The sequence below is a fragment of the Patescibacteria group bacterium genome, from assembly GCA_035549555.1.
Taxonomy (GTDB): domain Bacteria; phylum Patescibacteriota; class Microgenomatia; order UBA8517; family UBA8517; genus Co84-156.
The window spans coordinates 38,511-63,352 of the sequence record DASZQR010000010.1 but is presented as its reverse complement, the minus strand read 5'-3'; the positions used below and the strand labels follow the sequence as shown (position 1 = coordinate 63,352).

Below are 24,842 nucleotides of genomic sequence, written 5' to 3'. Positions count from 1 at the left end.
AGTTAGCGGGCGTTTTTAATTGCATAATTTAAATATATTTTGGTTATATTTTCTCCAGTTGCCTTTTCCATTCCAACCATCCCAGGAGTGTGATTGACCTCCAAAATATAGTTTTTATTGTCTTTATCTATTAATACATCAACTCCCGCTACTTCAAGGCCAATTGCATCCATTGCATCTTTTGCTAGTTTCTTTAATTCAGGAGTTAGAGGGAACAGCTCAACAGAGCCGCCCAAGGAAAAGTTTGCTCTAAAATCCCCTGCTCTTGGAATTCTTCTCATACAATACATTTTTTCTCCAATTACTAAAATTCTTAAATCGTATTTATAGTCAATAAAACCTTGAACAAGAATATTTTTTGCAGGATAATTTTCGCGGTCAAATTTATTTATAAAATTTACAAATTCGCTATTGTCTTTTACAAGCCACACCTTTCCACCTTTGCCAGCTCTTGAGGATTTCATAACAAGCGGAAAACCCAATTTATCACCCAATCTATATAAATCTTTGTATTCGCGAGTACTGAATGTGTCTGGGACAGGAATTTTATGAAGTATTAATTTCAAAATATCATATGACTTATTCATTGAGTATTTTTGAGCAAAAAGATTATTGTCAAATATTTTTGCTCTTCTATAGCCAAGATAGTCTTTTAAAGATTCAAGAGATTTCATTGTAGAGAATAGCCCGCGAATAATTACAAGATCTGAATCCGGAATTTCCGGACTAAAGGAAAATTCGTGACCTTTTTTAAAAAATTTGAAAGAACTAAAATCGATTAATTTAAATTCGTGACCAAGAGCAAGCGATTCTTCTTTGATCCTTCTTACTTCATCCAAACTTGCCGCTGATGTAATTAAAGTTATTTTCATCTTTTTTCAATCCATGGTTTTACTAAAAAGCCCTGCAGATCTGTTCTACCAATTAAAACTTTAAAAGTCAATTTGCTGCGATCGGAAACCCCCATTGTTGTTTTTATTCTTTTTCCTGCCAATCTTAATGATACATTAATAACAGGCCAATTGTTTTCTCCTAAAGCACTTAATTTTCTTCGATAAAATAAGATTTTTTCTTTCTCTAAAAGTCCTAATTTTTTGGCAAATTCTCTGTCAATTGAACTACTCCATGCTCCAGTATCTACTTTCGCTAAAACTTTAATCCAGTGGCCATTTGCATCTCTTACTTTAATTTCCTCAGACGCCCCAATCGTTAAAATACCATCTTTTGCGGCAACGCGATCTGCAAACCTTTCAGCAAAAAGAGCTTTGGCTATATTTACACCATGCTTTTCGTCGCGAACATCCAAATCTTCTACTCTATCTAATCTTTTTTTGAGGCCTGCCATATTGGCTAACTGAATTTGAAGACCAGGCCGGGCGTTTAATTCCAAAACCATTGGGCCTTTTTCAGGATCAATAACCATATCAACTCCTGCAAAGCCTAATCCTGAAACAATTGCAGTTTTTACAGCTATTTCCAAAACTTTTGTCCAGTCGGGAATTTTTATTCCGTGAAGCTTGTGATTTGTTTCCGGTTTAAATTTTATTAATTCTCCATGCCAAATTGCTTTTGTAGTAATTCCTGTTGCTATATCAACTCCTACTCCAATTGCTCCTTGGTGAAGATTTGCATGACCCCCAGACTCTTTTGTGGGAAGACGGAGCATTGCCATTACAGGAATTTTATTAAAGACAATTACGCGAATATCAGGAGTTCCGCGATATGAAAATCTTCTGAAACTTTTATTTCTTCCGACATATTCCTGAACAAAAGCAACATCAGGCTCGTTTTTTAAACTATATGCGCCCTCTAAAATATCAAGCGTATGAAGTTTTAAATCCGCATCTGTAATTTCTTCACGCTGAGTTGTAAGCCAAACGTCTGGCTTTATTCTTTTTTTAACAACAATAATTCCCTCACCTCCAAAGCCGCGGCTGGGCTTTAATGCAAAACTATCTGGAAGAGTTTTCCAATCGAAATCAAAAACTTCCTTTGCATCACGAAATTTTTTGTAAACATCCGGGGTCGGAATATCTGCTTTTTTAAGAGTCTTTGCCATTTGCAGTTTTGAGTCAGCAATTCTTCTCGCTTTTGGTGAATTAAGCGGAGTTAAATATAATTGAGAACGGGCATTTAGCCCTAAAATTGATGAGACTTTCATTAGCTTCTGATTAATTTTCTAAATCTCCAGAATTCTATAAAACGAAGACCGACATATTTTCCTAAAATAAAATCAAAAATTGCAACACCTACAAGAAGAATTTCCGGATTTAGAATTGCAAATCTTTCAAAAGGGGCAAAAGATAAAATTAAAAAACTTACAAAAGCCAAAATCAAAGTTTCTGTAGTTAAATTGATAGCTGTTTTGACTGACTTTCCAAGCTGAACTCTTATAAAATCTTCTGCAAGCAAAATCAAAATAAAAAGAGGCAAAACGGAGATATTCTCAAAATCAATGCCTCCAAAAACTGGAGCTAAAAATAAAACAAGAAGCACACAAACAACAACTCCCCATAGAATAAAAGACATACGAGGAAGATACTGAAGATGAATTTTTAATTTGCGAAGAGCAAAACGAACAATACTTGCGATACCAATTATTAATAAAAATAAACCAATTCCAAAAAGAGGGCCAATAGTTACGAACACAACCGATAAAGCTGCTGGTAAGAAAATTCCAAAGGAACGAACTCCAAGAAGATGTCTAACACCAGCAATAAAAGCGGTGACAACAGTTAATAATAGAAGAAGAGAAACTGTTTTTGCCGAAACTCCGCTTACAACAGCGCCGTGAATTACATATTTAATTGGATTAAGCCAAACATTACCAAGCTGCTGACTTTTTAGAACGGAATCAAGATTAACATTTTGCGATTGAAAGGATTGAATTGCAGGAAAATCAAAAACAAAAAGGCCCAAAAGGAAACCAAGAAAAGTTGCTGCAACAAGAATTAGCAGGAAATTCTTCATGCATATATTATACTATTCTTTATTTGTCATTCCTAGCATCCAGAGGACTGCTTCTTTTTTATAGCGACGATCACCGCGAGAATTTATTCGGATTGGTGTTAATTTGCCGCGTTTTCCCCATCTTTTGATGGTTAAAACTGAAACTCTTAGTAGATCTGCAACTTCTCTTACTGTTAAAAGATCTGGAAGGTCTTCTAACTTGATTTTCTTCTTTGTAGTTTGATCCATTTTTATAGTATTCCCTGCCTAAGTATTATCTTAGTTAATCAGACTATAACTAAGGAGTGCAAGGACTGTCAATGGGCAAATTTAATTGTTACAATCAATTTATGTTGCAATTTTTACAAAAACACAAGAAAGCAATTATTATTGTGGCTATTTTAATATTCACAACTATTTCTATTTGGTATTTGAACAGGCATCATGTGTTTAATCGAAGAGAATTGCGAGAGTTGCAAAATAATATCAAATCTTATGGAAGCTTTTCTGCAGTGGCAATTATTGTTTTAGTTCTAATTAGTACACTTGTTCCTCCCCTTCCCATACCAGTACCGCTTGTGGAAATTGTTTGCGGACTGATTTTTGGTTTTATTCCCGGAATGATTATTAATTATTTGGCACAAATTATTTCTTCTTCAATTGCCTTTTATTTAGCGAGAATTTTAGGAAGAAAGTTTTTTAGAAAAATTTTGGATAACAAGATTTTCACGTCTTATAAAAAATATATTAACAAAAACGGCTCCGTGGCAGTTCTGACATTGCGGGCAACAATTGGTGCACCATTTAATATGGTGAGTTTTTTAGCTGGGCTCACTGAAATGAACTTCAAGAGTTTTCTAATTGCTACTCTACTCGGTTGCATCCCAGAAGTAATACTTTTTACTTTTATAGGAAATGCGTTACAAACATCTAGATTTAGAATCTCTTACGTATTTTTGTTTGTAATACTACTAGGAGGAGTTGGAATGCTTACAACTCTCTGGGTGTTAAGACGTAAAAAATAATTTTCCTTATATCTGGAATAAACTAAATACATCTGACGTATATTATATTTTTCTTTAAGCAAAGATAAATTTGCCTCTTGTATCAAGTTTTCCAGATACAGGAACTTTTTCGCGTTATGTCTTTATACCGGTAGAGCAGCCTTTCTTTTTCCCCTCATATAACAGTATGATTATATTTAATTTTGTTTGTCAAGGGTATAAATAATCTTATCTTAATCTTATCAAAAATGACTTTTTTGTATTTGACAGAGAAAAAAGTAAAGATAATAATTAATTAATGATATTGTCTTATGCAATAACTGACAATTTAAAAGGTTATTTAAAAACAATTCATGATTTGCGCGTTAAAATACTTATTTATCCCCTGCCAGTAAACGATGAAATAATTCTTAGATGGAAAACCGCAGAAGCTCGAGGCGACAAAGAGATATTTGATTATATAAAACAAAATTGGTATGTAACTGCAAAAAATATTGATATTGTCACCGTTAAAAAAGTATACGAACTTGTTTCCGAAAAAAGATTCGGTCCAACATCGGGCATGATAGAATTCACAGAAAAGAAGCTAAATGAATTTTTAAAGTATTTTGAAAGTTCAAACGATCATCCGGTTATTCAGGCAGCACTCATACAAGCTGAAATTATTAATCTTAACCCTTTTGGGGATGTCAGCGAGAAAGTGGCAAGAATGATGTCTTATTTCATGCTTTATAAATACGGTTATGACATACGCGGTTTAGTTAATATAGAGGATTTTTACAATGCAGATCTAGTCACATACAGAAAATTTCTGAGAATGTCACAAAACAACAGGACTGCATTTTTGGAATATTTTGCATATGCTTTAATGAAATCTTTAGAGAAAAAATATGACGAAACTAAAAAGATGACCGATAACATTAATAGTTTTCATGACTTTTGGAGGCTAAGTGTAAGACAGCAGAAAATACTGGAACTTTTCGAAGAGCCAAATAAAAGATTGAGGAATAAAGAGATACAAAAAATCTTCAAAATCTCACAAGTTACGGCTTCGCGCGATATGGCAAGATTATATAAATTGGGACTTCTTTTGGCTCATGGAAAAGGAAGAGGTGTTTTTTATACGAAAGCTTAGCAGTTTATGCAACGCGGTCTTTGAGTGCCTTATAATATTTAACTAAATATTCTTGGGCAAGATCCCAGTTGCCGACTTGTCTTTGGTTTTCAGCTAATACACGCAGATGTGCAGCTTTTTTGGCCTGAAATTCCGAAATGCGATATGTTTCTGCCAATAAATCAGTTTGTGCTTCTTCATCTGCTTTATTCTGCCAGGATTTTATTTCAAGAGATGCAACAATTGTTGGCTCAAAAGCTAATTTGACTTCATCTTTTATGAGTTTATAGAATTTTGCTAATTTAATTCCTGCCTTTTTCCAATCTTTTTGATCTCCTTCTGCAACTGCTCCGATCATGTAAATTGCTGCTTCTTTTGCAAGCTTAGTTGATAATCCAAATTGTTCTTTAATATGTTCATAAGCATATTCACTAAACTTTTTTCCTTCTGGAATATTTTTTAATCTCCACCAATTGATTTCGAATTTGGCTGCAACTTCAGGACGAAATCTTAAATGATCTTCTTTATCGTTCCCCCCAAACCTTCTTCGACGCCTTGAATAATCTAAAATTGCATCGCGAAGTTTTTCTGGAGTAAAGTCTGGCAAATGATCTGCTTCCCAATAAGTTTCTGCATATGCGGATTGCCACAAAAGCAAACCGCTTGTTCTTTGTTCTCCTGAAGTTCTAATTAATAGATCAACGTAAGGATAGGGCTGTCCTTTTGTATCTAAGTATTTTTCAAATGTTTCTTTAGATATATCTTCAGGTTTGAGATTATCTTTAATCATATTTTGGGTTGCACGAATAATGTCATCATATCCTCCATGATCAAGAGCTATATTGCCAATAAAAGTTTTGTTATCTTTGGTTATTTCTTCCGCCTGCACTATTTTTTTAACTAAAGGCTTTGGTAAACGGTCTTTTCTTCCTAAATGAATTATTCTAACGTCTTCCTCCATTGCTTCTTTTAAATATTGGTCTATCAATCTTTCATAAAGCTTCATTAAATAAGCAATTTCTTTTGGAGTGCGATCCCAATTTTCTGTTGAAAAACCCCAAATAGTAAAAGTGTGAACTCCCAGCTGGCGCGAAGCTCGAGCAAGCTTTAAAACAGTATCAAAACCTTTTTTATGACCTTCAAGAGTGTACAATCCCCGAGCGCGAGCCCAGCGACGATTGCCGTCTGGAACAATGGCAATGTGGTTTGGAACTAAAGTTCCTTTTGGGAGATTGATTCTTGAATCAGCCATCTTCTTGGGCATGGAAATAATTATATCACAGCATGTCCATGTTATAATTTTAAAATGCAACTTTTAGCTGGTGTTGCCATATTTAAAAATAATAAGGTTTTACTCTTAAAAAACGTAGGCGGCGGCGATCAAAATGATAAATGGGGTCCACCAGCTGGACACGGTGAAGCAAACGAAACAACAGAAGAAACAGCTATTCGTGAAGCTAAAGAAGAAACAAATCTAGATGTGGAACTTTTAGGAATTATACAAGTTGGATATTTTAACTATCATGCAAAAGATTATTTATATGTTTTTTATTTAGCTAAAGCCAAAGATTTATCCAAAATAAATCTACAGAAAGAAGAGGTATCTGAATACATTTGGGCAAGTAAACAAGATTTATTGAAAAATAAATATGAGTTTAGAAAAGAGTTTTTAAAAGAACCAATTTTACTTTCATTCGAACAAAAACCTTCGAAAAACAATTTATTTAAAATATATACTGTAAAATAGTTATGAACTTCATTTTTGATTTTGATGGGACAATTTGTGATTCGCTAGATATTACAATTGGCATATTAAACGCATACGCAAAAAAGTTAAATAGGCCACAAATAACTAAAGAAAATTTTAGAACAAAAGGTATCGAAGCATTAATTAATGAATACCATTTTAATAAGTTGCAGGTATTACTTTATGTTTTAAAAGGTAGACAGGAATTATCAAAACACATAAATGAAATGAAAAGTTATGAAGGCTTGCCTGAGGTTTTGAAGAAGCTGTCTGAAAAAAATAATCTTGGAATAGTTAGTTCAAATTCATCAAAAAACATTGAAAGATTCTTAAAAAATAATAATTTGGCCTCATATTTTAAATTTATTTACTCTTCCACTTCCCTGTTTGATAAATCCAAAAAAATTAAATCTGCAATGCAAAAATATGATTTAAAGGCTAGTGAAACTGTTTATATAGGAGATGAAATTCGAGATATTAAAGCTGCGCATGATATAAATTTAAATTGTATTTCAGTTTCCTGGGGTTTTGAGAGTAAGAAATTGCTTCGCGAATACGCTCCAAACTTCTTGATTAGCTATCCGAAAGAATTACTTTCAACGGAAAAACAATTACTGCATTAAAAATTCTTCCTGCGCGCTTCGGCTCCTGGATCAATCTCCATAACCATTCGAGGCTAAATTTAGTAAAAAAATCTGGCACTTGCCTGACTTGTCCGCTAAAATAATCGAGACTTCCGCCTATTGCCATAAAACATTTTGCATTAATTTCATTTCTATATTTATTGATCAAGTACTCTTGTTTTGGAGCACCTAAGGCAACAAACAATATATCTGGTTTAAATAAATTTATGTTTTTTAATATATCAAAAGGTAAATTAATATTACCTTTTGTAACAGAAATATTACTTTCCCCTTTTGCTTTTATGTTTGGAAATTCTTTTTTAATTTTATTTAAACTTTTAGTATTCACATCTTTTGTTGATCCCAACAAGTAAATTTTTAGTTTTTTATCATTTCCTAATTTGAAAAGATCAAGCATAAATTCTCTACCTTTTATAATCTCCAGCTTTGGGTCTGCAATTTTTAAACCATTTCCATCAGGAAGATTGAAATCAGACTTGTTCAAAATTTCTTTGAGCTTTAAATCGTTGCAAGCTTCCAAGATTATTTCCGGGTTAGGAGTAAAAATGGTGAATTTGGATTTAGATTTTAATTTTAATGATATTTCTTCCAGCAATTCGTTTTTTTGATTGCTATTCACCTTTATTCCTAATATTTTGGTAAATTTACTATAAGTTTTAGTGTTTTTCATAGTGATGTTGTAATTATAACATTTTGTGTATAAATATTGCTCGTAATTTACGTTCGCTTTTTACTATTTATGCACAAACTATAAACAAAATCTTGATATTATCTTTTAGTTACTATATTCCTTCTCCAAAGCTCTATATTCTCCAAAACAATCCCAGTTCCCTTAACAACACAGAATAATGCATCTTCTGCAACATGCGCTGGAACCCCAGTTTCCTGGGTAAGGAGCTTATCGAAGTTGCGAAGAAGCGCAGTTCCCCCGCTCATAACAATACCTTTATCAATAATATCAGCTGCAAGCTCAGGAGGAGTGTCTTCCAATACTCCTTTTACAGCTCCAATGATTTGGTTTAGTGCAGGCTGAATTGCTTCTGTGATATCTACTGAAGTCACTACAACACTTCGAGGAAGACCAAAAACTAAATCTCGGCCGGAGATTTCCATTCGTTCTTCTTTCACAAGAGGAGTTGCAGAACCTATTTTAATTTTTATATCTTCTGCTGTTTGGTCTCCAACAATTAAATTATATTTTTTCTTGAGAAAAGATTGAATTGCTTCATCAATTTTATTTCCAGCAACTCGGACTGATTTGTGAATCACAGTTCCACCTAATGCAATAACAGCAGCCTCTGCAGCTCCTCCTCCCATATCAAGTATCATGTGGCCTGACGGAGCTGAAACGGGAATGCCTGCACCGATAGCTGCAGCTAACGGTTCATCAATTAAATATGCATGCCCTGCTCCTGCGCCCATTGCAGCATCAAGCGCCGCGCGGCGCTCGACTTGGGTACAGCCTGCTGGAACGCAAAGCATAACATCCGGCTTAAAAAGTAAAACACGACCAGCAGTTTTATTTATAAAAAATTCCAGCATTGATTTGGTTAAACTATAATCTGCAATAACACCTGCTGCCATAGGGCGGACTGCGGTTAAGTTTTCAGGAGTGCGACCGAGCATTTTTTTTGCTTCAATACCAACTGCAACAACTTTATTAGAATCAGTAGTTACTGCAACAACCGTTGGTTCGTTTGTGATTATTCCCGCTTCAGGAGTCCAAACTAAAGTATTTGCAGTTCCTAAATCGATTGCTATTCTCTTTCGTAAAGCCATTGAAACATTATATAATACTCTTATGACTAAGATTCGTATACTCATACTTCTTTTGACGATTTTTGTTGTTGGATTTGCCGGATATGCACTTATTCTTTACGCAAACGGTTATAGATTAAATAAAGATAATAAATTAGTTGCAAACGGTTTATTGGTTGCTAATTCTGATCCAAACGGAGCTCAGATTTTAATTGACGGAAAACTAAATTCTGCAACCAATGCCACGATTACACTTTCTCCTGGAAGTTATAGCGTCGATATTAAAAAGGAAGGTTATCTTGACTGGAATAAACAAATTCAGATCCAAAACGGAATTGTGACTGAAGTTGATGCTTCTTTATTCCCTCAGGCGGTTTCTCTTAATCCAATTACGTTTGCAGGAGCAATTAATCCTGTAATTTCTCCTGACTATTCGAAGATTGTTTATGGAGACGCAACTGGAATTTGGGTTGTAGAAACAATTAATTTGCCGCTTGGATTTAATAGTGCACCAACAGAAATCACAGATTTAGTACCTGATGCAAATACAACATGGTCCTGGTCTCCTGATTCAAGACAGATCTTAGTGAAGACAAAGACATCAAATTACTTACTAAACATATCAAGTACAACTACTGTTAGCCAATTAGTTGATCTAACTGCCACACTAGCGAAGACAAAAGCTGAATGGCAGACAACACAGGATAAACAATTGCAATCTTTAATTTCAAAACTTCCAGATGGACTTCAAGGAATTTTTACAAATGATACAAGTAATGTTTTATTCTCGCCCGACCAGACAAAAGTTTTATATACGGCAACAAGTAGCGCAATAATTCCTGACGGATTAGTTCCTCCGCTTCCAGGAAGCTCAACCCAAAAACAAACCAGAAGTTTAGTTAAAAATCATATTTATGTCTATGATTTGAAAGAAGATCGTAATTTTGAAATAACTGATGTGACAGGGCCTATATATTGGTTTGCGTCCAGCCGCAATTTAATAATCCCAGAGAAAGATAAACTCGTGATTGAAGATTATGACAATACAAATAAACAAACCGTTTATGGAGGAAGTTATGTGTATCCAAATGCATTCCCGACTCCAAACACTAACAGAGTTTTTATATTAACTAATTTGGGAGCAACAAACGGAACTCCTAATCTTTATTCGCTTAACTTGAGGTGAAAATTGTATAATACTTCCAAGTCCTCGTAGTTCAATGGATAGAATAGAGGTTTCCTAAACCTTTGATCCAAGTTCGATTCTCGGCGAGGACACTCATATGTCTAAACCAAAATATTTTAAAACTTTAACTGGGGAAAGGATTCCCCTACCTGTATTTTTTCCTGATGCAACGCGCGCAGTTCTTAAAACTTTAGACAGCGTTGATATCGAACAAACTAAAACAAAAGGTATATTAGTGAATACATATCATTTGTATAAAGATCTTGGAAAATCGGTAATTAAAGAACACAAAGGAATAAGAGGCTTTATGAATTTCCACGGCGCAGTGATTTCTGACTCAGGAGGATTTCAAGTGATGAGCCTTGCAAAAACACTGGGAGGGAAAATTACAGACAGTGGCGTGACTTTTAAGCCTGCAGGAGAACCTAAAGTAACACTTACCCCTGAGGATTCAATTGAATTTCAATTAGCTTTAAAAACAGATATGGTCGTGGTCCTGGATGACTTCACGCTACCTACTGCAACGCACAAAGAAGCAGAAGAGACTGTTGAAAGAACTTTATACTGGGCAAAAAGATGTAGAGCTCATTTTGATAAGTTAACAAAAAACATGAAACAGAAGCCATATTTGCTTGGAGTTGTTCAGGGTGGATTTTACCAAGATCTTCGTAAATATTGCACCCAAGAACTTGTAAAAATTGGATTTGATGGGCTTGGATATGGAGGCTGGCCGATTACAGAGACTGGAGAATTTGATTATGAAACTCCAAAAACTATTGCAGAAAATGCACCTGACAATTATTTTTTGTATGGACTTGGAGTTGGCAAACCACACGAAATAGTTAATTTATATAAAATGGGATTTAATATTTTTGACTGTGTACTCCCTACTCGAGATGCCAGACATAAAAGACTTTATGTTTATAACAGTGAAAAGCTTAGCAATATCGATGTGATTCTGCCAGACTTTTATTCATATTTTGTGCCTGATAAAGAGAAATATTATCATGACACAAGAGCCGTTAGCACTGCCTGCGATTGTTTGCTATGTACTAATTACTCTCGAGCTTACCTTGCTCATTTATTTCGAAATAACGAAATGACTGCAGGGAGACTAGCGACAATTCATAATTTGAGGTTTTATTCTATTTTGATGGAAAAATTGGTTGATTTAAGAGAAGATAGTGATCCCAGTTTTTAATATAAATATTCCCTGGAATTTCTAAATCACGATAGAATTTTACAATTGATCAGACTCTTCAACAAGCTTATCAAATTTTGAAAATAATTCTTCGATAAATCGCATATTAGCCTTCAAGAATGCAAACCAATTCACCTTTCACCCTACCCAATTCTTTTTGTTCTTTTTCGAGCTCAAGCTTGGCGTTTAGTAAACTTGTTCTTAAAGTCCTCTCGTGCATTTTAGTTAATTCCTGACCTATAAATATTCTTTTGTCTTCTCCAAATTCAGTTATAAGTAAATTTAATGTTTTTGAAATGCGAAATGGAGATTCAAAGAAAACAACCGGGCAATCTAGCGATTTTATTTTTTCTATAGTTTTATGAGCTTTTTTCTTGGGCCAGAAGCCAATAAACATAAAAGTGCTTATATTAAAACCTGAAATTGATAAAGCTGAGGTTAAACTTGAAGCTCCTGGAATAGATATAGTCTTAATATTGAATTGATTTAGAAAATTAATTAGTTCATTTCCAGGATCTGAAATACCCGGCGTACCTGCATCTGTAACAAGAGCTAAATTTTTACCTTCCTGAAGAAGTTTAAAAATTTCATGCATTTTTGCAGGATTACTTTGCTGGTGATAACTCAAAGTATTATTTTGTATATCAAAATGATCTAAAAGCTTTTGAGTAACACGGGTATCTTCACAAAGAATTAAGTCAACTTCTTTGAGCGTTTTAATTGCACGGAAAGTAATGTCTTCAAGATTTCCTATTGGCGTTGCAACCAGATACAAATTTCCTAACATGAGAATATTATACTATATATATTACTATGAGATGTGGATTTGTGTACACAGATTTTGTGGATAATTATGTGTGCAACTAATACTATGAGTCTTAATATGGAAAGTTTTTTGTTTTAAAGCAGATTTAGTATCTTGATTTAGCTTAAATTATATTAATATAATTGATTGCCCGGTAATAAACGTAGAGATATGTACTCAACACATTATAAAGGTATTCTTGGTGAATTAGCTTTTACTTATCACCTAATTGAAAAGGGTTTTACTGTTCTTAATCCTATTAACCATAATTCAAGTTACGATTTAGTAATTGAAAAAAATGGAAAGTTTATCAGAATACAAGTAAAATACAGAGTTCCAGTAAAGGGAGTCTTGAGAGTAGAGTTATATAGACCTAAAAAGCCTAATTTTCAATATTTCAATCGTGAAGTTGATGCCATGGGTTTGTATAATCCATTATCTAATAAGTTTTATTTGATACCATTACATATAATTAAGACAACAAGAGAGTTTTGGATTAGAGTTGATAAGCCGAAAGGTAAAAAAACTAAATCTATGCATTTTGCAGAGGAGTTTGAAATTTAACGGGGTGTGGCTCAATGGTAGAGCGCTCGCTTCGGGTGCGAGAGGTTCCCAGTTCAAATCTGGGCACCCCGACTGATGATGAAATTATTTCTTCTTTGCTTGAGTGAAGACTTCGTGGACTGTTGGATAATCAAAAATTTCTGACTTTGAAAACCAATGAGCAATTTCTTTTTTAGCTTCTTCTGGATCGCCCGAGGCATGAATTAAATTGTATACGTCAGAATTCTTTTTATCTGCATAAGCGAAACTCATATGAGCATAATCGCCTCTTATAGTTCCTGGGTTTGCCGACTTTGGTTCTGTTGCTCCTACCATTTTACGAACTTGTGAAACTGCTTCTACTCCTTCAAGTACCATGGCAATCACTGGACCTTGTTGCATCATTTCCAAAGCAACTTTAAAAGTTTGTTCGCCACGCCTTGTGATCATTTTTCCTATTTCTTCATAATGAGTATGATAATGTTCTTCTGAAGGGAAAACCATTTTAGCTGCTACAATTTTCAGTCCTACTTTTTCGAATCTACTTAAAATTTCTCCAACAACTCCACGTTGAACTGCATGAGGCTTAAAAATAATTAACGTTTGCTCTATCATACAAGTATTTTTTTGAACTTATCTTGACCATTATATGGCCCAATTATGCTTAAATTCAAGTTCTGTTTTAAGAAAATTTGCTTTGCAACATCATAAACCTGATCTATGGTTACTTTATCTAGACTTTCAAAGATTTCTTCTGGAGTCTGAGGAGATTCGATTAATAATTCTTTTTCGCCAAAGAATTGATTAACTGCACTTGTATCTTCAAGACTTAAAGCAATATGGCCTTTGAGGTATTCTTTCGCTTTTTGAAACTCTGAAACTTCAATTAACTTAACTTTATCTTTTATTGCATAGTGCTCTTCTAAAATGATTTTAATGGCTTCCTCTGCATTTTTTGGATCCACACCGACATAAGTTGAGAAATAACCAGTATCAATTAAATGATCTGCGCTTGTATGAACAGAATAAGCTAGTCCTCTTTTTTCTCTTACTTCAATAAATAATCTGGAAGACATTCCTTTACCTAAAATAGTTGCCAAAATATTTTCAGCAAAACGGGTTTGATCTCCTAATTTGAAACCTCGGAAGCCCAAAATTAAATGAGCCTGCTCGATTTTTTTATATTTTAATTTAACCCAGGGCTCATTTTGTTTCGCAACAAATTTTGGAAAATTTTCTTTTGGTTCGTTTTCTGGAAGATTAATAAAATATTTATTTACTAAATCTATCGCTTCTTTTTCTGTTACTCCGCCTGCAACTGTAATAAGTAGGTTTTCAGGAAAGTAATATTTCTTTCTAAACTCAATAAAATCATTTCTTGTAATATTTTTAATCGCTTTTTCAGTACCTACTATGTTTCTCCCAAGAGGGTTTCCTTGAAAAATAAGTTCTTCAAATACATCACCAATATCTGAAGTGGGAGTGTCTTCGTACATTGCTTTCTCTTCTAAAATTACTCCTTTTTCTTTTTCAAGTTCATCTTTGTCTATCAAAGGATTTAAAATCATATCAGATAAAACGTCAAATGCTTTTTCCAGATGATTTTTAGAAGATTTAATGTAGAAATTAGTCCATTCTTTTGTAGTTCCTGCGTTAAATTCCCCGCCAAAAGAATCTACAAACGAAGATAAATCTTTTGTAGTCGGATACTTTTTGCTACCTTTAAATACAATGTGTTCTGTAAAATGAGAAATTCCTGCAACTTGCTCTTCTTCATACCTGCTACCGACATTTGCCCAGACAGTAACAGTAACTGATTCTGCTCCAGACATAGGAATAGTTAGAACACGAAGGCCTGATGGTAAAGTTGTTTTATTAAAATTCATGATTTACATTTTACCTGGTGCTTCAATTCCAAGCAAATTTAATCCATTTTTTAAAATTTGTCCCACTGAGAAAGTTAATGCAAGCTTAAATTCTTCGTTTTCTGATCCAATTATTTGTACTTTGTTATAATATGTATTAAATAAAGATGCAACATTATATAAATACTCACATAAAATATTTGGGGAATAAGAAGTGGCTGCTAATTCAATTATTTCTGGGAATCTTGATAATAATCTTTCAATTAGGTTTTCTTCTTCATTCATAATTACATCACTAAGTTTAGGTTTCTTGTTTGATTTATTTAAAATACTTTGAGCTCTTGCATATGTGTATTGAATATATGGGCCAGAGTTGCCTTCAAAGCTGAGAGATTCGTTAAAATCGAATGCAATATCTTGCATTCTGCCAACTTTTAAAATACTGTATTTTATTGCACCGAGAGCAATTTCTTCTGCTAAATTATTATTTATAGAATGCATTTTTATTATTTTTTCTTTAGCTTCATCAATAAGATCGTCAATATAAACAACATTTCCTTTTCTCGAGCTCATTTTTCCTTGGCCTTTAATACTCATGAATCCAAACGCAATATGTGTAAACATATCAAGTTTACCAATTCCCAATTGTTCACAAACTGCAAATAATTGTTTTAAGGCAAGAGATTGCTCAGGACCAATTACCCAAAATAAATGATTTGGATGAAAGGTTTCTATTTTAAGTTTGGTTAGGGCAAGATCTTGAGTAATATACAAAGCAGTTCCATCTGATTTAATTACGACTGTGTCTGGTAAGTTATATTTTTTAAGGTCTGTAACTATTGCTCCACCTTTTCCATTTTTGAAAATTCCCTTTTTTAAACCATCTTCGACTATTTCTTTACCTTTTTTATAATGTTCATGCTCGTGCCAAACCTTGTCATGAATATTTCCTAATCTTTTGAGAGTTAATTGTTGACCTCGATATGAATATTCCAAAACTTTTTTCCAAAGTTCCCATGTGATTTTGTCGTCTTTCTCCCAATTAATAACGATTTGTCTTATTTTCTTTTCATTTTCTTCATTCTCAAAATCAATTGAAGCTCTTGCGTATAGTTCATCAACAAACCTGTCGGGGCGAATATTTGAATCACTTGGCTCACTCCATTCGTCTTGATGCTCGTACCAATAGTTTATATCAGTAATTTCTTTTTTATTTTTATTTGCAAATTTAAGATAACCCCACATAAGCTTAGCAATTGCAATTCCTCTATTATTATCAATATCGTCTCTAATTACTCTTACTCCAGTTGTCTGCCAAATATTAGCGATAGCCATACCGAGAATATTGTTTCTAAGATGTCCTAAATGCATAGCTTTGTTCGGATTTGGAGATGTATGCTCAATAAGCCAAGTTTTACCTTTGTTTTTTTCACTATTTCCATACTTACCTTTTTGCTCAATAATTTGAGATAAATTGTTAGTAAGTACTTTAGTGTTCAAGTGAAAATTTATAAATCCTGGGCCTGCAATTTCTATTTTTGAGACAATTTTTTTTAAATCGTTATCGTCGTTTAATTTAGAAATCAATTCTTTTGCGTTTAATTTATTTTGAATAGCGATATTAGTTGTGTAATCTCCAAATTCAGTTTTTGATGAAAATTCTACATGAGGGTTCTTGATCCCAGAAGCTTTTTCTAGTGATTTTTGGATTTCTTGTTTAATGTTCATTAATAAATTATATCATGACTATAAGCCTAATATTGAAATAAAGTAACTTAAAAGAGGTATCACAGGTAATAAAATTAATTTCCCTAAAACAGGCGAAATGAAGCTTATTAACCCTCCAGCCAGGCCTAAAATTAAAATTGGAGAAATTGTCCAAACCAGGAGTAGAGATAGAATTGCTCCCAAGAAATTAAAATTGCCAAAAAGAAAAAAGATTATTGGAAAAATTCCCAGATTTGTACTAAGGGCTATTGATAGATCCTCCTTTAAGATTTCTGGAATAAATTTTAATGAATTTTTTATTTTTGAGTTGAACAAAACGATTGAGAATGTGGCTGTAAAAGATAAAATGAAGCCCAAGTCTAGTATTAAAAAGGGCCAAATAATTAGCATTAACAGAAACACAATTAAACTAATTTTAAGAGTATTTGTCACACGCCCAAAAATTAAACCGATGAATGCAATTGTAGTAATTAAACCTGATTTAATCGATGATGTCTGAGAGCCAGTAATAAATATATAAATCCATATAATAAGAATTATTAATATTGCAGATTTTTGCCTTTTAATTTTATTTATAAAAATAGTCATTAAGAATCCTGCAAGAATTGTTATTTTTATTCCAGATGTTTCTGTTAAGAAAGTTATTCCTAAATTTTTAATTTTGTTTCCCAAAAAATAAGTTAAATTATTTTTTGTACCCAAAACAATACTTGACAAAATTTCTCCTTTATCCCCTGGTATTGATGTATCAAAAAAATTTTCTAAAGATTTACTAATAAAATTTTCGTTAATGTCTTGAACAGGCTTTTGCAAATTAGTTGTCAGGAGACGAAAAAGAAGAAGACAGATCAACAAAAACCACAAGGAATATTTCATTTTAAAATTAATAAACAATCAGTCGGTCTTTTATTTTGTTATATTCGCTTTGTTTTAAAACACTTTTGGAAAGCAACTCTTCAACAGCCGAGTACGGTCTGTTATCAATTATTTTTTGACCGTATACTTGGCCTATTCCTTCTAAACTTTCCAGTTCTCCAAGACTTGCAGTGTTAATATTTATTTGCCCACTTTCTGATTGTGCGACACTTGAATTTTGTTCATTTGAGCTAGCAATGTCATTGTTTGATTGCTGAAGAGAAGGTATATAGATCTTTTGGCCGTCTGTTAATTTTGCCGCCTTATTAATATTTTTATCAACCCAGTTTTTATCAGCATTGTCAGTAATTCCTCCGGCTTTTTGTAATGCATCTTCTACTCTACTGCCAAAATCCAACTCATAAACTCCAGGGTTTACAACCTCACCTGAGACATCAATTTCTATTTTTAATGAAGCGCTACTTTCTGGACTATTTTCAACTGTAGAATTTCCTAGCACTTCTTGACTCTGATTGCTTGTAGAATGATTATTGCCTCTCAATATTAAACCTAGAATAACAAGGATTATGCCTAAGCTTAAGAAAATGATCTGAAGTTTATATGGAGACGACAAAATTAATAATTTTGCCTGCGACAAAAATGACTTTGTAGTCTTTTCCACTGATCCATTTTTCAACTTTTTCGTCTTTTAATGCAAGAGCTGTTATTTTTTTCTTATCTTTTCCTTCGCTTGTTTCAACTTGAACCTGGGATCTGAATTTACCATTTACTTGAACAATTATTGTTAACTGATCTACTTTAATATATTTTGAATTATATTTAGGCCAATTTGAATTATGAACCGAATATTTTTCTTGCAATACTTCATTCCATAATTCTTCTGTAACGTGCGGTGCAAAAGGAGCAAGAAGCTGACATAAGGCAATTAACGATTCTTTGCTAGTTCCGTTGTCATATAAATAGTTAACAAATTCCATGATTGTTGCAATCGCTGTATTGTAATGAAATATTTCTATATCTTTTGTAACCTTTTGAATGGTTTGGTGTAATTTTGACTGTAATTTCTTTTCATCTTTTGGTTTTTTGTTTTCGAAATATAAATTCCAAACTCTTCTAATAAACTTTTGCATTCCCTCTATGCCTGTATCTCTAAAGTCTGGTGAGCCGTCCATTGGACCAATAAATACCACATACATTCTTAATGTGTCTGCACCAAATTTTTTGATGTATTCATCAGGATTGACAACGTTCCCTCGAGATTTACTCATCTTTGCACCATCTTTAATCATCAACCCGTGCGCAAAGAAGTTTGGAAAAGGTTCTTCAAAATTTAAATAATCAAGATCATGAAGAACCATTGTCACAAATCTTGCATACATAAGATGTAGCACTGCATGCTCCGCTCCGCCAAAGTATTGGTTAACAGGAAGCCATTTCTTAGTAATTTCCTTATCAAAAGGAACTTTATCAAAGTTTGTTGAAGGATATCGTAAAAAATACCATGAACTATCTAAAAATGTATCAGCTACGTCTGTTTCTCTTTTAGCATTGCTTCCACAATGCGGGCATTTTACTTCATAAAACTCTGGATGGTTTGCCAAAGGTCCACGGCCGTTTCCTTCAGGTTTGTAATCTTCTATTACTGGAAGTTTAACTGGTAAGTTTTCTTCAGGCCACCACCCTTGCCAGTCCCAATCTGATTGATTTTGATGTAAAAGATTATTGTTTGTTTTTAAATAACCATCGCCTTTTTTGGCACATTCTTCACAGAAAATCATTGGTAACGGGCATCCCCAATATCGCTGTCGGCCAATTCCCCAATCACGAAGATGATAAGTAAAAACTCTTTTACCCCAACCTTTTTCTTCAAAATAATTTTTAGTTTTTTCCATTGCTTTGGTAAATTCAATACCGTTTAAAAAGTCTGAATTGATCATTTTTCCTGCTTCTTCTCCTGCATGAAGTTGTTCTACTTCTTTAATTTCCCCTGCTTCTCCATTTTTACCTTCAACTACCCGAGTGATTGGTAGTCCAAATTTTTTGGCGAACTCAAAATCTCTTTTATCGTGACCTGGACAGCCTTGAACAGCTCCAGTCCCGAAGTCCATCAGAACAAAATCTGTTACCCAAACAGGAATTTGTTTTTTAGTTAAATGATTTTCAACATACAAACCAGTAAAAACGCCAGTTTTATCCTTGCCTTCAGCTTCTCTTTGTTGTTTTGTTTTACTTAGAGATCTTTTGATATACTTTTTTACATCTTCTTTGTTGCTTTCGGGAATAATCTCTAATAAATTATCCCGTGCATATTCCGGGGCTACGACTAAGAATGTAGCTCCAAAATTAATAGGAGTTGTTGTAAAAACTGTTATTTTTTCATTATGATTTATTATTTTGAAATCTATTTCAATACCTTCTTTTTTCCCGATCCATTCCCGTTGAGCTACGATAACACGTTCTGACCAGTTTATTTTAGGTAGGTTTTCTAATAATCTTTCTGCATAATCGGTAATCCTAAAAAACCAAACTTCTAATTCTTTTTTCTCAACAACTGTGCCGCAGCGTTCGCAAACCATTAATCCCTCTGTGTTTGCAACTGGATTACCTTTTGCATCAATTGGATCTTTACCTGCTTGCTTTGGCGTCATAACCTGCTCGTCGGATAAAACTGTTTTATCTTTTGGACAAAAATTTACTAATGCTTTTTTTCTATACGCCAAACCTGCTTTAAATAATTCTTTAAAAACCCACTCGGTCCAGTGATAATAATTAACATCTGAGGTTGTTACAGTATGCGTCCAATCATAACCATGGCCAAAACTTTTAAATTGTTCCTCAAAGTGCTTAATTGATCTATTTAGCATTACTTGCGGAGACTCACCTATTTTAAGCGCATAATTTTCTGAATGAATTCCAAATGAATCGTAACCCATTGGCTGCAATACATTTTTTCCATTCATTCTTTGGAATCTTCCATAAATGTCGCTTCCAGTTGAGCTCATTGCATGACCTGCGTGAAGCCCTTCTGCTGAAGGGTAAGGAAACATAAACAAATTGTAAAAAGGATTTTGCGCTTTTTGAATGTCCGGAGAATAAATTTTACTTTCTTCCCATCTATTTTGCCATTTTGCTTCGATATTTTTATGATCGTATTTAATCTTACTTGTCATTTGATTTATTGTATTTGAATTAGCTTTAAGTGTCAATTTGTTGAGATAAATTATTACAGTATATATAGTAGCAGCCTTGTATTTAGTTTGCTAATTAATTAAATGTCCAACTTTTGTAGCTAAACTGTATATTTCCTATAATATTTACTTGTTGCAAGCGTTAATTATATATTCTCCGCTATTTTCCGTATTATTATTAAATATATATCAAATAAAATACGAATATTGTTCTTTATCTATAAAACTAAAAGTATTTAATTTTTATGTTTTATATTGTAATTAGATTTGATTTTAACTGCGTTTATTAAACTACAGGTTTTGTGAAATTTATTTAATACCTAAATAAATCCAAACTCTATTCTCTCTGACCTTAATAAGAGCATTTGTGTCAACAACTATCTGCTGTTCATAACCTCTTTGCCTAAAAATAATTTGTTTTTCAATAATAGATATAAAATTAGAATGATCGTCTAAGATATCAAAAATACCACTTTTATTGTAGGAAGTTATATTGTCAACTTCTCCCTGAAAGACTATTTTATCTCTGTTTTTAACTAATAAACTTAGCATTAGAGCTTAATTTCTGATAAGGTACCAAGATAAAGAAATTTCTCCTCAGGAACATTATCAAATTTTCCAGATAAAATTGAGCGTACATCGTTGACACAGGCTTCTCTCGTTACAAATTTACCAGGCTGATTTTTCTGACTTTCTGTTGCAAAGAAGCTTTGGGTCATGAAATTACGTATCTTATGAGCTCTTTTGAATATAGTTTGATCTTCTTCTGACAATTCACCTTCTCCAACCAATGAAACGATTCTTTCTAGATTTTCTGCTCTTTTTAATAAAGATTTTGCTTCAATTGCGGTATTGTAAGCTTCTTCACCTACAATTTCAGGGTTTAACGCTGATGAATTAGAACTGACAATGTCTACCGCCGGAAGGAAGCCTTGCTTGTAAAGATTTCTAGATAAAACAACGTCTGAATCAAGATATGGAAAAATTGATTGGACACCATGATCAAGAAGATCGTCTGCGGGTACATAAATAGCTTCAATTGAAGTTATTGTCCCTTTATCGTTTGATATTAGTCTTTCATGGAAGTTGGCCATTTCTGATTCAAGGGTTGATTGATAACCATCTTCAGAAGGGATGGTATTTGTTAAAACTGAAAGTTCGTTACCAGCTTGGGCCAGACGAAAAACATTATCAATAAAAAACAAGACGTTTCGCTTTAGGAAATCGCGATAGTATTCGGCAAGAGTTACAGCAGAATAAGCTGATAAGAATCTTGTTGCAGGATCTTCTCCCATTGTCCCAAATATCAAAGTTGAGTCTTTAATTGCACCAGTTTTTGTTAAGACTTCTTGTAATTCTATTGCCTCACGCGATCTTTCCCCAACTCCAGCAAATACAGATGCTGATTCTTTTTCTTTAAGTTGAACAACATTGTGTAATATTTCTGATAGCAAAACTGTTTTACCAACTCCAGCTCCTCCAAACAAACCCATCTTGCCTCCTTTAGTTAATGGTGTAAATAAATCAATAATTTTTATTCCAGTTTCTAAAAGTTCGGTAGACTTTAACTGACTAACATCCAAAGAAGTTTCTTTATGGATTGGCATAAATTTATCACTTTTAACGTCACCTAATGCATCAAGAGGCTCTCCAAATAAGTTGACCACTCTTCCCAAGATATTTTGACTAACAGGAAACACAACTCCTTCATTAGTGTTACGTACAATTGCTCCTCTGTAGAGATCTGTAGTTTTACCAAGAGCTAAACAATAATAAGTACTATCAACACTTGAAGAAGAAACTTCCATCTTGGATAAAACTTTTTTATCTTTGTCTTCAAATACCAAGATGTCATAAATACGAGGCTGTTCATCCTGAAAATGAACCTCAACTATTTGACCTTTAATGCTTACAACTTTGCCAGAATTTTTCATTTAAATAAATCTCCTTTGAGAAACCACTGTCGATAAATATTCTAATTGTTTTTTATTTGTTCTTGCATGAGCAAGTTTCAAATTTTGTGTTTTTGCTATCTCAAGATTTTTTCTAACCTTTTCTCCTGCCTGATCCATAGCAAGCATACGTGAGGCAAATTTGGCCAGCTGAGATTCTGTAATTGTCTGTTCAAAAATTGAAGAGAACATTTCTTTTTCGAAAAACATTAAAATTTCTTCCAGACTTGGTTCGAATAAATATTTTATTTTCCTTCCCTTCTCGTCTTTATTTACTGGAGTTTCTGCAGATATAACTACTTCTTCTGGATCTTGATTGATTATGCTTTTAAACTTTCCATAAAAAATATGGATCTCTTCGTATTCGACCAAGTGACGAACAAGATCTCCCATCTTTTCTCTATCAAATCCGAAATCAGGAAGATCAAAATATGAATAAGATTTATCCGGGAAAGATTGACGAAACATTTCTAAACCAAGAGTACCCACAATTGTAGCTTCGTAATCTCTTTCTCTAACTTCCTGAATAAATTTATTAAAAACTTTTCGAGTTAAATCGCCATAAAAGCCTGTATTTGCAGAAATAAATACTGCTACAGTTTTACCGTTATGACTTATTAACTTTAGTTTTTGACCGTTTTTGATACCTTTTTTCTTTAATAATTTTTGAAATTCATCAGTGTATGATGCTTGTAATTCTTTAAATATTTGCTGCATATCTTCCAAGAATTCTCTAGAAGAAAGAACTGAACCTCTTGTAGCTTTCATGCGGCTTGAGGAGATTTGTGCATAAGCATCTGCTAATACACCTAATATTTCAAGATCAGTAACTTGTTTAGTAGTATTTTTCTTGTCCATAATTTCCTTCTCTAAGCTTGTTCAGGAAGTCTGAATAAGCGGATGTTGATTTGATTAAAGAATCGATCTTATTTTTGAAATTTGCGTCTTTTTCATAATCGCTTACCATAGTTTTGATTTTTTCTTTCATTTGGAGAGGAGCCTGGTTTCTCCAAGAACCTGTCCAAAGCATTGCAATACATAAAATACTTATATTTATAGGCATCACATCAACTGGCTGATTAAAAAATTCAAGAATCCTATCCCCCAACTTAAGCTTTTGCAAAACGTCTTCTGATAATTCTGCTCCAAAATGTACGAAGTCTCTTAATTTTTCAAGACTAACAAGAAATGAACTTAAATCACGGGTAATATCGCGAAGTAATGGAGTTTGGGCCTGTCCTCCTACACGGGTAACTGATAAAAACGGATTAATTGGCGGGCGGCGTCCTAAGTTTGCCAACTCTGAGTCAAAGAAAATATGACCGTCTGTGATAGACATAAGATTAGTTTGAATATATCCAGATAAATCTCCCAGGATTGATTCTGCTACAGGAAAACATGTAATTGAACCTGTTTTAAAATTTCCAGCACGTTCTAATAACTTTGAATGAAGATAAAAAATGTCTCCTGGATAAGAATTGCGGCCTGGAAAACGGCCTGCAAGAAGCGAGATCTGACGATAATATTTTGCGTGAGTTGTGAGATCATCAAGAATAACGACTACATCTTTGCCCTGATCTCGGAAATGTTCTGCAATGGTCATAGCTGTATAAGGAGTCAAATAAATTAACCCTGGAGCATCTGAAGAAGCTGAGGCAACAATGATTGTATTTTGTAGCACCCCTTTTTTCTTAAGCGTGTTTAAAATTTCTTTTATTTCAACAATTCTTTTTCCGACCGAAGCGTAAATACAAATATTTTCTTTCTGAGTTTGATTGACAATTGTCTTAATAAAAAATTGAGTTTTTCCAGTTTTGCGATCTCCGATCACTAACTCTCTTTGGCCTTTACCGATTGGGATAACAAGATCAACAAGCGAGACTCCAGTTTCAAGAGATTCTTTTATTGGAGTTCTTGAAAGTAAATTTGGAGGTGTTGTATCGATTTCTCTTATTGTTCCTGCAGGGCAGTTTTGATTATCTAAACAATGCCCGAGAGGATCCACTGTTTTTCCTAAAATTGCATTTGAAATATCAATTGATAAAGATTTATTTGTGCGAGCAACTTTTTGCCCAACTTTAATTGGAACATGGGACAAAACAAGAACTTCCGAATGTTCATTTGAGATAGAAATTGTCTGGCCTGTCTCTCCATTATCAAAAACAACAACTTCGTTTGGCTTTAAAGAAGGAAGGCCGCTTACGTAGACTATTGAATGCAACACTTCTTTTACTTCTCCGATTTCACCTGTTTCATTTAGATAATCTTGGTATTTTGGCATA

25 protein-coding genes and 2 tRNA genes are annotated in these 24,842 nt (G+C 33.5%); 9 read left to right on the top strand and 18 right to left on the bottom strand.

Annotated features, from left to right (window positions below):
• Window positions 1-2 precede the first annotated feature (2 nt).
• Genes VG895_00865 through VG895_00850 form a run of 4 tightly spaced genes read right to left on the bottom strand, consistent with a single transcriptional unit; the run spans window position 3 to window position 3,198 of the window.
• Complete coding sequence (locus tag VG895_00865; GenBank protein ID HWA51590.1) at window positions 3-872, bottom strand: RimK family alpha-L-glutamate ligase; 870 nt, start codon at window positions 870-872, stop codon at window positions 3-5.
• Window positions 869-2,161: a sugar-transfer associated ATP-grasp domain-containing protein gene (locus tag VG895_00860; protein ID HWA51589.1), complete on the bottom strand. Its 1,293-nt coding sequence runs from the start codon at window positions 2,159-2,161 to the stop codon at window positions 869-871. The genes VG895_00865 and VG895_00860 overlap by 4 nt, the downstream gene beginning before the upstream one ends.
• Complete coding sequence (locus VG895_00855; GenBank protein ID HWA51588.1) at window positions 2,161-2,970, bottom strand: 7TM domain-containing protein; 810 nt, start codon at window positions 2,968-2,970, stop codon at window positions 2,161-2,163. The genes VG895_00860 and VG895_00855 overlap by 1 nt, the downstream gene beginning before the upstream one ends.
• 12 nt (window positions 2,971-2,982) lie before the next feature.
• Window positions 2,983-3,198 carry a helix-turn-helix domain-containing protein gene (locus VG895_00850; protein ID HWA51587.1) on the bottom strand — a complete coding sequence of 72 codons (216 nt, stop codon included), beginning with the start codon at window positions 3,196-3,198 and terminating at the stop codon, window positions 2,983-2,985.
• Window positions 3,199-3,299: 101 nt separating this feature from the next.
• Between VG895_00850 and VG895_00845 the strand changes: the two genes are divergently transcribed.
• Together VG895_00845 and VG895_00840 are read left to right on the top strand one after the other, a co-directional pair.
• Complete coding sequence (locus VG895_00845) at window positions 3,300-3,974, top strand: VTT domain-containing protein (protein HWA51586.1); 675 nt, start codon at window positions 3,300-3,302, stop codon at window positions 3,972-3,974.
• A gap of 277 nt (window positions 3,975-4,251) precedes the next feature.
• Complete coding sequence (locus VG895_00840) at window positions 4,252-5,088, top strand: HTH domain-containing protein (protein ID HWA51585.1); 837 nt, start codon at window positions 4,252-4,254, stop codon at window positions 5,086-5,088.
• A gap of 4 nt (window positions 5,089-5,092) precedes the next feature.
• On the opposite strand, the gene uppS is transcribed toward VG895_00840, so the two are convergent.
• Window positions 5,093-6,331, bottom strand: coding sequence for a polyprenyl diphosphate synthase (gene uppS / locus VG895_00835; protein ID HWA51584.1), 1,239 nt, complete (start codon window positions 6,329-6,331; stop codon window positions 5,093-5,095).
• 42 nt (window positions 6,332-6,373) lie between these two features.
• On the opposite strand from uppS, the gene VG895_00830 reads away from it, so the two are divergent.
• Window positions 6,374-6,814 carry an NUDIX hydrolase gene (locus VG895_00830; GenBank protein ID HWA51583.1) on the top strand — a complete coding sequence of 147 codons (441 nt, stop codon included), beginning with the start codon at window positions 6,374-6,376 and terminating at the stop codon, window positions 6,812-6,814.
• Window positions 6,815-6,816: 2 nt separating this feature from the next.
• Window positions 6,817-7,437 carry an HAD-IA family hydrolase gene (locus VG895_00825; GenBank protein HWA51582.1) on the top strand — a complete coding sequence of 207 codons (621 nt, stop codon included), beginning with the start codon at window positions 6,817-6,819 and terminating at the stop codon, window positions 7,435-7,437.
• Here the strand turns inward: VG895_00825 and VG895_00820 are convergent.
• Window positions 7,388-8,128 (bottom strand): WecB/TagA/CpsF family glycosyltransferase, encoded by a 741-nt coding sequence (locus tag VG895_00820; GenBank protein HWA51581.1) that lies wholly within the window; start codon window positions 8,126-8,128, stop codon window positions 7,388-7,390. The genes VG895_00825 and VG895_00820 overlap by 50 nt on opposite strands.
• Before the next feature lie 98 nt (window positions 8,129-8,226).
• Window positions 8,227-9,237: a rod shape-determining protein gene (locus tag VG895_00815; GenBank protein HWA51580.1), complete on the bottom strand. Its 1,011-nt coding sequence runs from the start codon at window positions 9,235-9,237 to the stop codon at window positions 8,227-8,229.
• 22 nt (window positions 9,238-9,259) lie between these two features.
• Here VG895_00815 and VG895_00810 point away from each other — a divergent pair, with 22 nt between their 5' ends.
• The 3 genes from VG895_00810 (at window position 9,260) to VG895_00800 (ending at window position 11,603) form a co-directional block, all read left to right on the top strand.
• Entirely contained in the window at window positions 9,260-10,402 is a 1,143-nt protein-coding gene (locus tag VG895_00810; protein HWA51579.1) for a PEGA domain-containing protein, read from the top strand.
• Between the two features lie 20 nt (window positions 10,403-10,422).
• Window positions 10,423-10,494: transfer RNA gene (locus tag VG895_00805), tRNA-Arg, on the top strand.
• Between the two features lie 5 nt (window positions 10,495-10,499).
• Window positions 10,500-11,603: a tRNA guanosine(34) transglycosylase Tgt gene (locus VG895_00800; GenBank protein ID HWA51578.1), complete on the top strand. Its 1,104-nt coding sequence runs from the start codon at window positions 10,500-10,502 to the stop codon at window positions 11,601-11,603.
• Between the two features lie 106 nt (window positions 11,604-11,709).
• Here the strand turns inward: VG895_00800 and rsmI are convergent, their stop codons facing one another.
• The gene (gene rsmI / locus VG895_00795; protein ID HWA51577.1) at window positions 11,710-12,390 is read right to left on the bottom strand and encodes a 16S rRNA (cytidine(1402)-2'-O)-methyltransferase; all 681 of its coding nucleotides are present in this window, start codon (window positions 12,388-12,390) and stop codon (window positions 11,710-11,712) included.
• A 189-nt stretch (window positions 12,391-12,579) separates the two neighbouring features.
• Here rsmI and VG895_00790 point away from each other — a divergent pair, with 189 nt between their 5' ends.
• Window positions 12,580-12,972, top strand: a complete 393-nt coding sequence (locus VG895_00790) for a group I intron-associated PD-(D/E)XK endonuclease (protein ID HWA51576.1) — start codon at window positions 12,580-12,582, stop codon at window positions 12,970-12,972.
• Window positions 12,973-13,044 (top strand) — tRNA-Pro (locus VG895_00785).
• 12 nt (window positions 13,045-13,056) lie between these two features.
• On the opposite strand, the gene VG895_00780 is transcribed toward VG895_00785, so the two are convergent.
• The 10 genes from VG895_00780 to VG895_00735 all read right to left on the bottom strand — a co-directional run bounded on the left by VG895_00780 (window position 13,057) and on the right by VG895_00735 (window position 24,841).
• The gene (locus VG895_00780; GenBank protein ID HWA51575.1) at window positions 13,057-13,566 is read right to left on the bottom strand and encodes a nucleoside-diphosphate kinase; all 510 of its coding nucleotides are present in this window, start codon (window positions 13,564-13,566) and stop codon (window positions 13,057-13,059) included.
• Window positions 13,563-14,837, bottom strand: coding sequence for a pitrilysin family protein (locus tag VG895_00775; protein ID HWA51574.1), 1,275 nt, complete (start codon window positions 14,835-14,837; stop codon window positions 13,563-13,565). Before VG895_00775 ends, VG895_00780 begins: the two co-directional genes overlap by 4 nt.
• Before the next feature lie 3 nt (window positions 14,838-14,840).
• The gene (argS, locus tag VG895_00770) at window positions 14,841-16,544 is read right to left on the bottom strand and encodes an arginine--tRNA ligase (protein HWA51573.1); all 1,704 of its coding nucleotides are present in this window, start codon (window positions 16,542-16,544) and stop codon (window positions 14,841-14,843) included.
• 18 nt (window positions 16,545-16,562) lie between these two features.
• Window positions 16,563-17,420: a ComEC/Rec2 family competence protein gene (locus tag VG895_00765; GenBank protein HWA51572.1), complete on the bottom strand. Its 858-nt coding sequence runs from the start codon at window positions 17,418-17,420 to the stop codon at window positions 16,563-16,565.
• 7 nt (window positions 17,421-17,427) lie between these two features.
• Window positions 17,428-17,919, bottom strand: a complete 492-nt coding sequence (locus tag VG895_00760; GenBank protein ID HWA51571.1) for a ComEA family DNA-binding protein — start codon at window positions 17,917-17,919, stop codon at window positions 17,428-17,430.
• A gap of 97 nt (window positions 17,920-18,016) precedes the next feature.
• Window positions 18,017-20,590: a class I tRNA ligase family protein gene (locus tag VG895_00755; GenBank protein HWA51570.1), complete on the bottom strand. Its 2,574-nt coding sequence runs from the start codon at window positions 20,588-20,590 to the stop codon at window positions 18,017-18,019.
• 327 nt (window positions 20,591-20,917) lie between these two features.
• Complete coding sequence (locus VG895_00750; protein HWA51569.1) at window positions 20,918-21,160, bottom strand: hypothetical protein; 243 nt, start codon at window positions 21,158-21,160, stop codon at window positions 20,918-20,920.
• Entirely contained in the window at window positions 21,160-22,542 is a 1,383-nt protein-coding gene (atpD, locus tag VG895_00745) for a F0F1 ATP synthase subunit beta (protein ID HWA51568.1), read from the bottom strand. The genes VG895_00750 and atpD overlap by 1 nt, the downstream gene beginning before the upstream one ends.
• A complete protein-coding gene (locus tag VG895_00740) occupies window positions 22,543-23,418 on the bottom strand; it encodes a F0F1 ATP synthase subunit gamma (protein HWA51567.1) in 876 nt (291 codons plus the stop codon).
• On the bottom strand, window positions 23,396-24,841 hold the full coding sequence (locus tag VG895_00735; protein HWA51566.1) for a F0F1 ATP synthase subunit alpha: 1,446 nt from the start codon (window positions 24,839-24,841) through the stop codon (window positions 23,396-23,398). The genes VG895_00740 and VG895_00735 overlap by 23 nt, the downstream gene beginning before the upstream one ends.
• Window position 24,842: the final 1 nt, after the last annotated feature.

What these genes read in the sequence shown, in the direction of transcription:
- VG895_00755 (HWA51570.1), bottom strand. Translation starts at nt 20,590, where the DNA reads ATGACAAGTAAGATTAAATACGATCATAAAAATATCGAAGCAAAATGG.
- VG895_00820 (HWA51581.1), bottom strand. Translation starts at nt 8,128, where the DNA reads ATGAAAAACACTAAAACTTATAGTAAATTTACCAAAATATTAGGAATA.
- uppS (HWA51584.1), bottom strand. Translation starts at nt 6,331, where the DNA reads ATGCCCAAGAAGATGGCTGATTCAAGAATCAATCTCCCAAAAGGAACT.
- VG895_00815 (HWA51580.1), bottom strand. Translation starts at nt 9,237, where the DNA reads ATGGCTTTACGAAAGAGAATAGCAATCGATTTAGGAACTGCAAATACT.
- VG895_00740 (HWA51567.1), bottom strand. Translation starts at nt 23,418, where the DNA reads ATGGACAAGAAAAATACTACTAAACAAGTTACTGATCTTGAAATATTA.
- VG895_00860 (HWA51589.1), bottom strand. Translation starts at nt 2,161, where the DNA reads ATGAAAGTCTCATCAATTTTAGGGCTAAATGCCCGTTCTCAATTATAT.
- VG895_00750 (HWA51569.1), bottom strand. Translation starts at nt 21,160, where the DNA reads ATGCTAAGTTTATTAGTTAAAAACAGAGATAAAATAGTCTTTCAGGGA.
- VG895_00845 (HWA51586.1), top strand. Translation starts at nt 3,300, where the DNA reads ATGTTGCAATTTTTACAAAAACACAAGAAAGCAATTATTATTGTGGCT.
- VG895_00865 (HWA51590.1), bottom strand. Translation starts at nt 872, where the DNA reads ATGAAAATAACTTTAATTACATCAGCGGCAAGTTTGGATGAAGTAAGA.
- VG895_00810 (HWA51579.1), top strand. Translation starts at nt 9,260, where the DNA reads ATGACTAAGATTCGTATACTCATACTTCTTTTGACGATTTTTGTTGTT.
- rsmI (HWA51577.1), bottom strand. Translation starts at nt 12,390, where the DNA reads ATGTTAGGAAATTTGTATCTGGTTGCAACGCCAATAGGAAATCTTGAA.
- VG895_00825 (HWA51582.1), top strand. Translation starts at nt 6,817, where the DNA reads ATGAACTTCATTTTTGATTTTGATGGGACAATTTGTGATTCGCTAGAT.
- VG895_00790 (HWA51576.1), top strand. Translation starts at nt 12,580, where the DNA reads ATGTACTCAACACATTATAAAGGTATTCTTGGTGAATTAGCTTTTACT.
- atpD (HWA51568.1), bottom strand. Translation starts at nt 22,542, where the DNA reads ATGAAAAATTCTGGCAAAGTTGTAAGCATTAAAGGTCAAATAGTTGAG.
- VG895_00850 (HWA51587.1), bottom strand. Translation starts at nt 3,198, where the DNA reads ATGGATCAAACTACAAAGAAGAAAATCAAGTTAGAAGACCTTCCAGAT.
- VG895_00830 (HWA51583.1), top strand. Translation starts at nt 6,374, where the DNA reads ATGCAACTTTTAGCTGGTGTTGCCATATTTAAAAATAATAAGGTTTTA.
- VG895_00855 (HWA51588.1), bottom strand. Translation starts at nt 2,970, where the DNA reads ATGAAGAATTTCCTGCTAATTCTTGTTGCAGCAACTTTTCTTGGTTTC.
- VG895_00840 (HWA51585.1), top strand. Translation starts at nt 4,252, where the DNA reads ATGATATTGTCTTATGCAATAACTGACAATTTAAAAGGTTATTTAAAA.
- VG895_00780 (HWA51575.1), bottom strand. Translation starts at nt 13,566, where the DNA reads ATGATAGAGCAAACGTTAATTATTTTTAAGCCTCATGCAGTTCAACGT.
- VG895_00765 (HWA51572.1), bottom strand. Translation starts at nt 17,420, where the DNA reads ATGAAATATTCCTTGTGGTTTTTGTTGATCTGTCTTCTTCTTTTTCGT.
- VG895_00800 (HWA51578.1), top strand. Translation starts at nt 10,500, where the DNA reads ATGTCTAAACCAAAATATTTTAAAACTTTAACTGGGGAAAGGATTCCC.
- VG895_00775 (HWA51574.1), bottom strand. Translation starts at nt 14,837, where the DNA reads ATGAATTTTAATAAAACAACTTTACCATCAGGCCTTCGTGTTCTAACT.
- argS (HWA51573.1), bottom strand. Translation starts at nt 16,544, where the DNA reads ATGAACATTAAACAAGAAATCCAAAAATCACTAGAAAAAGCTTCTGGG.
- VG895_00735 (HWA51566.1), bottom strand. Translation starts at nt 24,841, where the DNA reads ATGCCAAAATACCAAGATTATCTAAATGAAACAGGTGAAATCGGAGAA.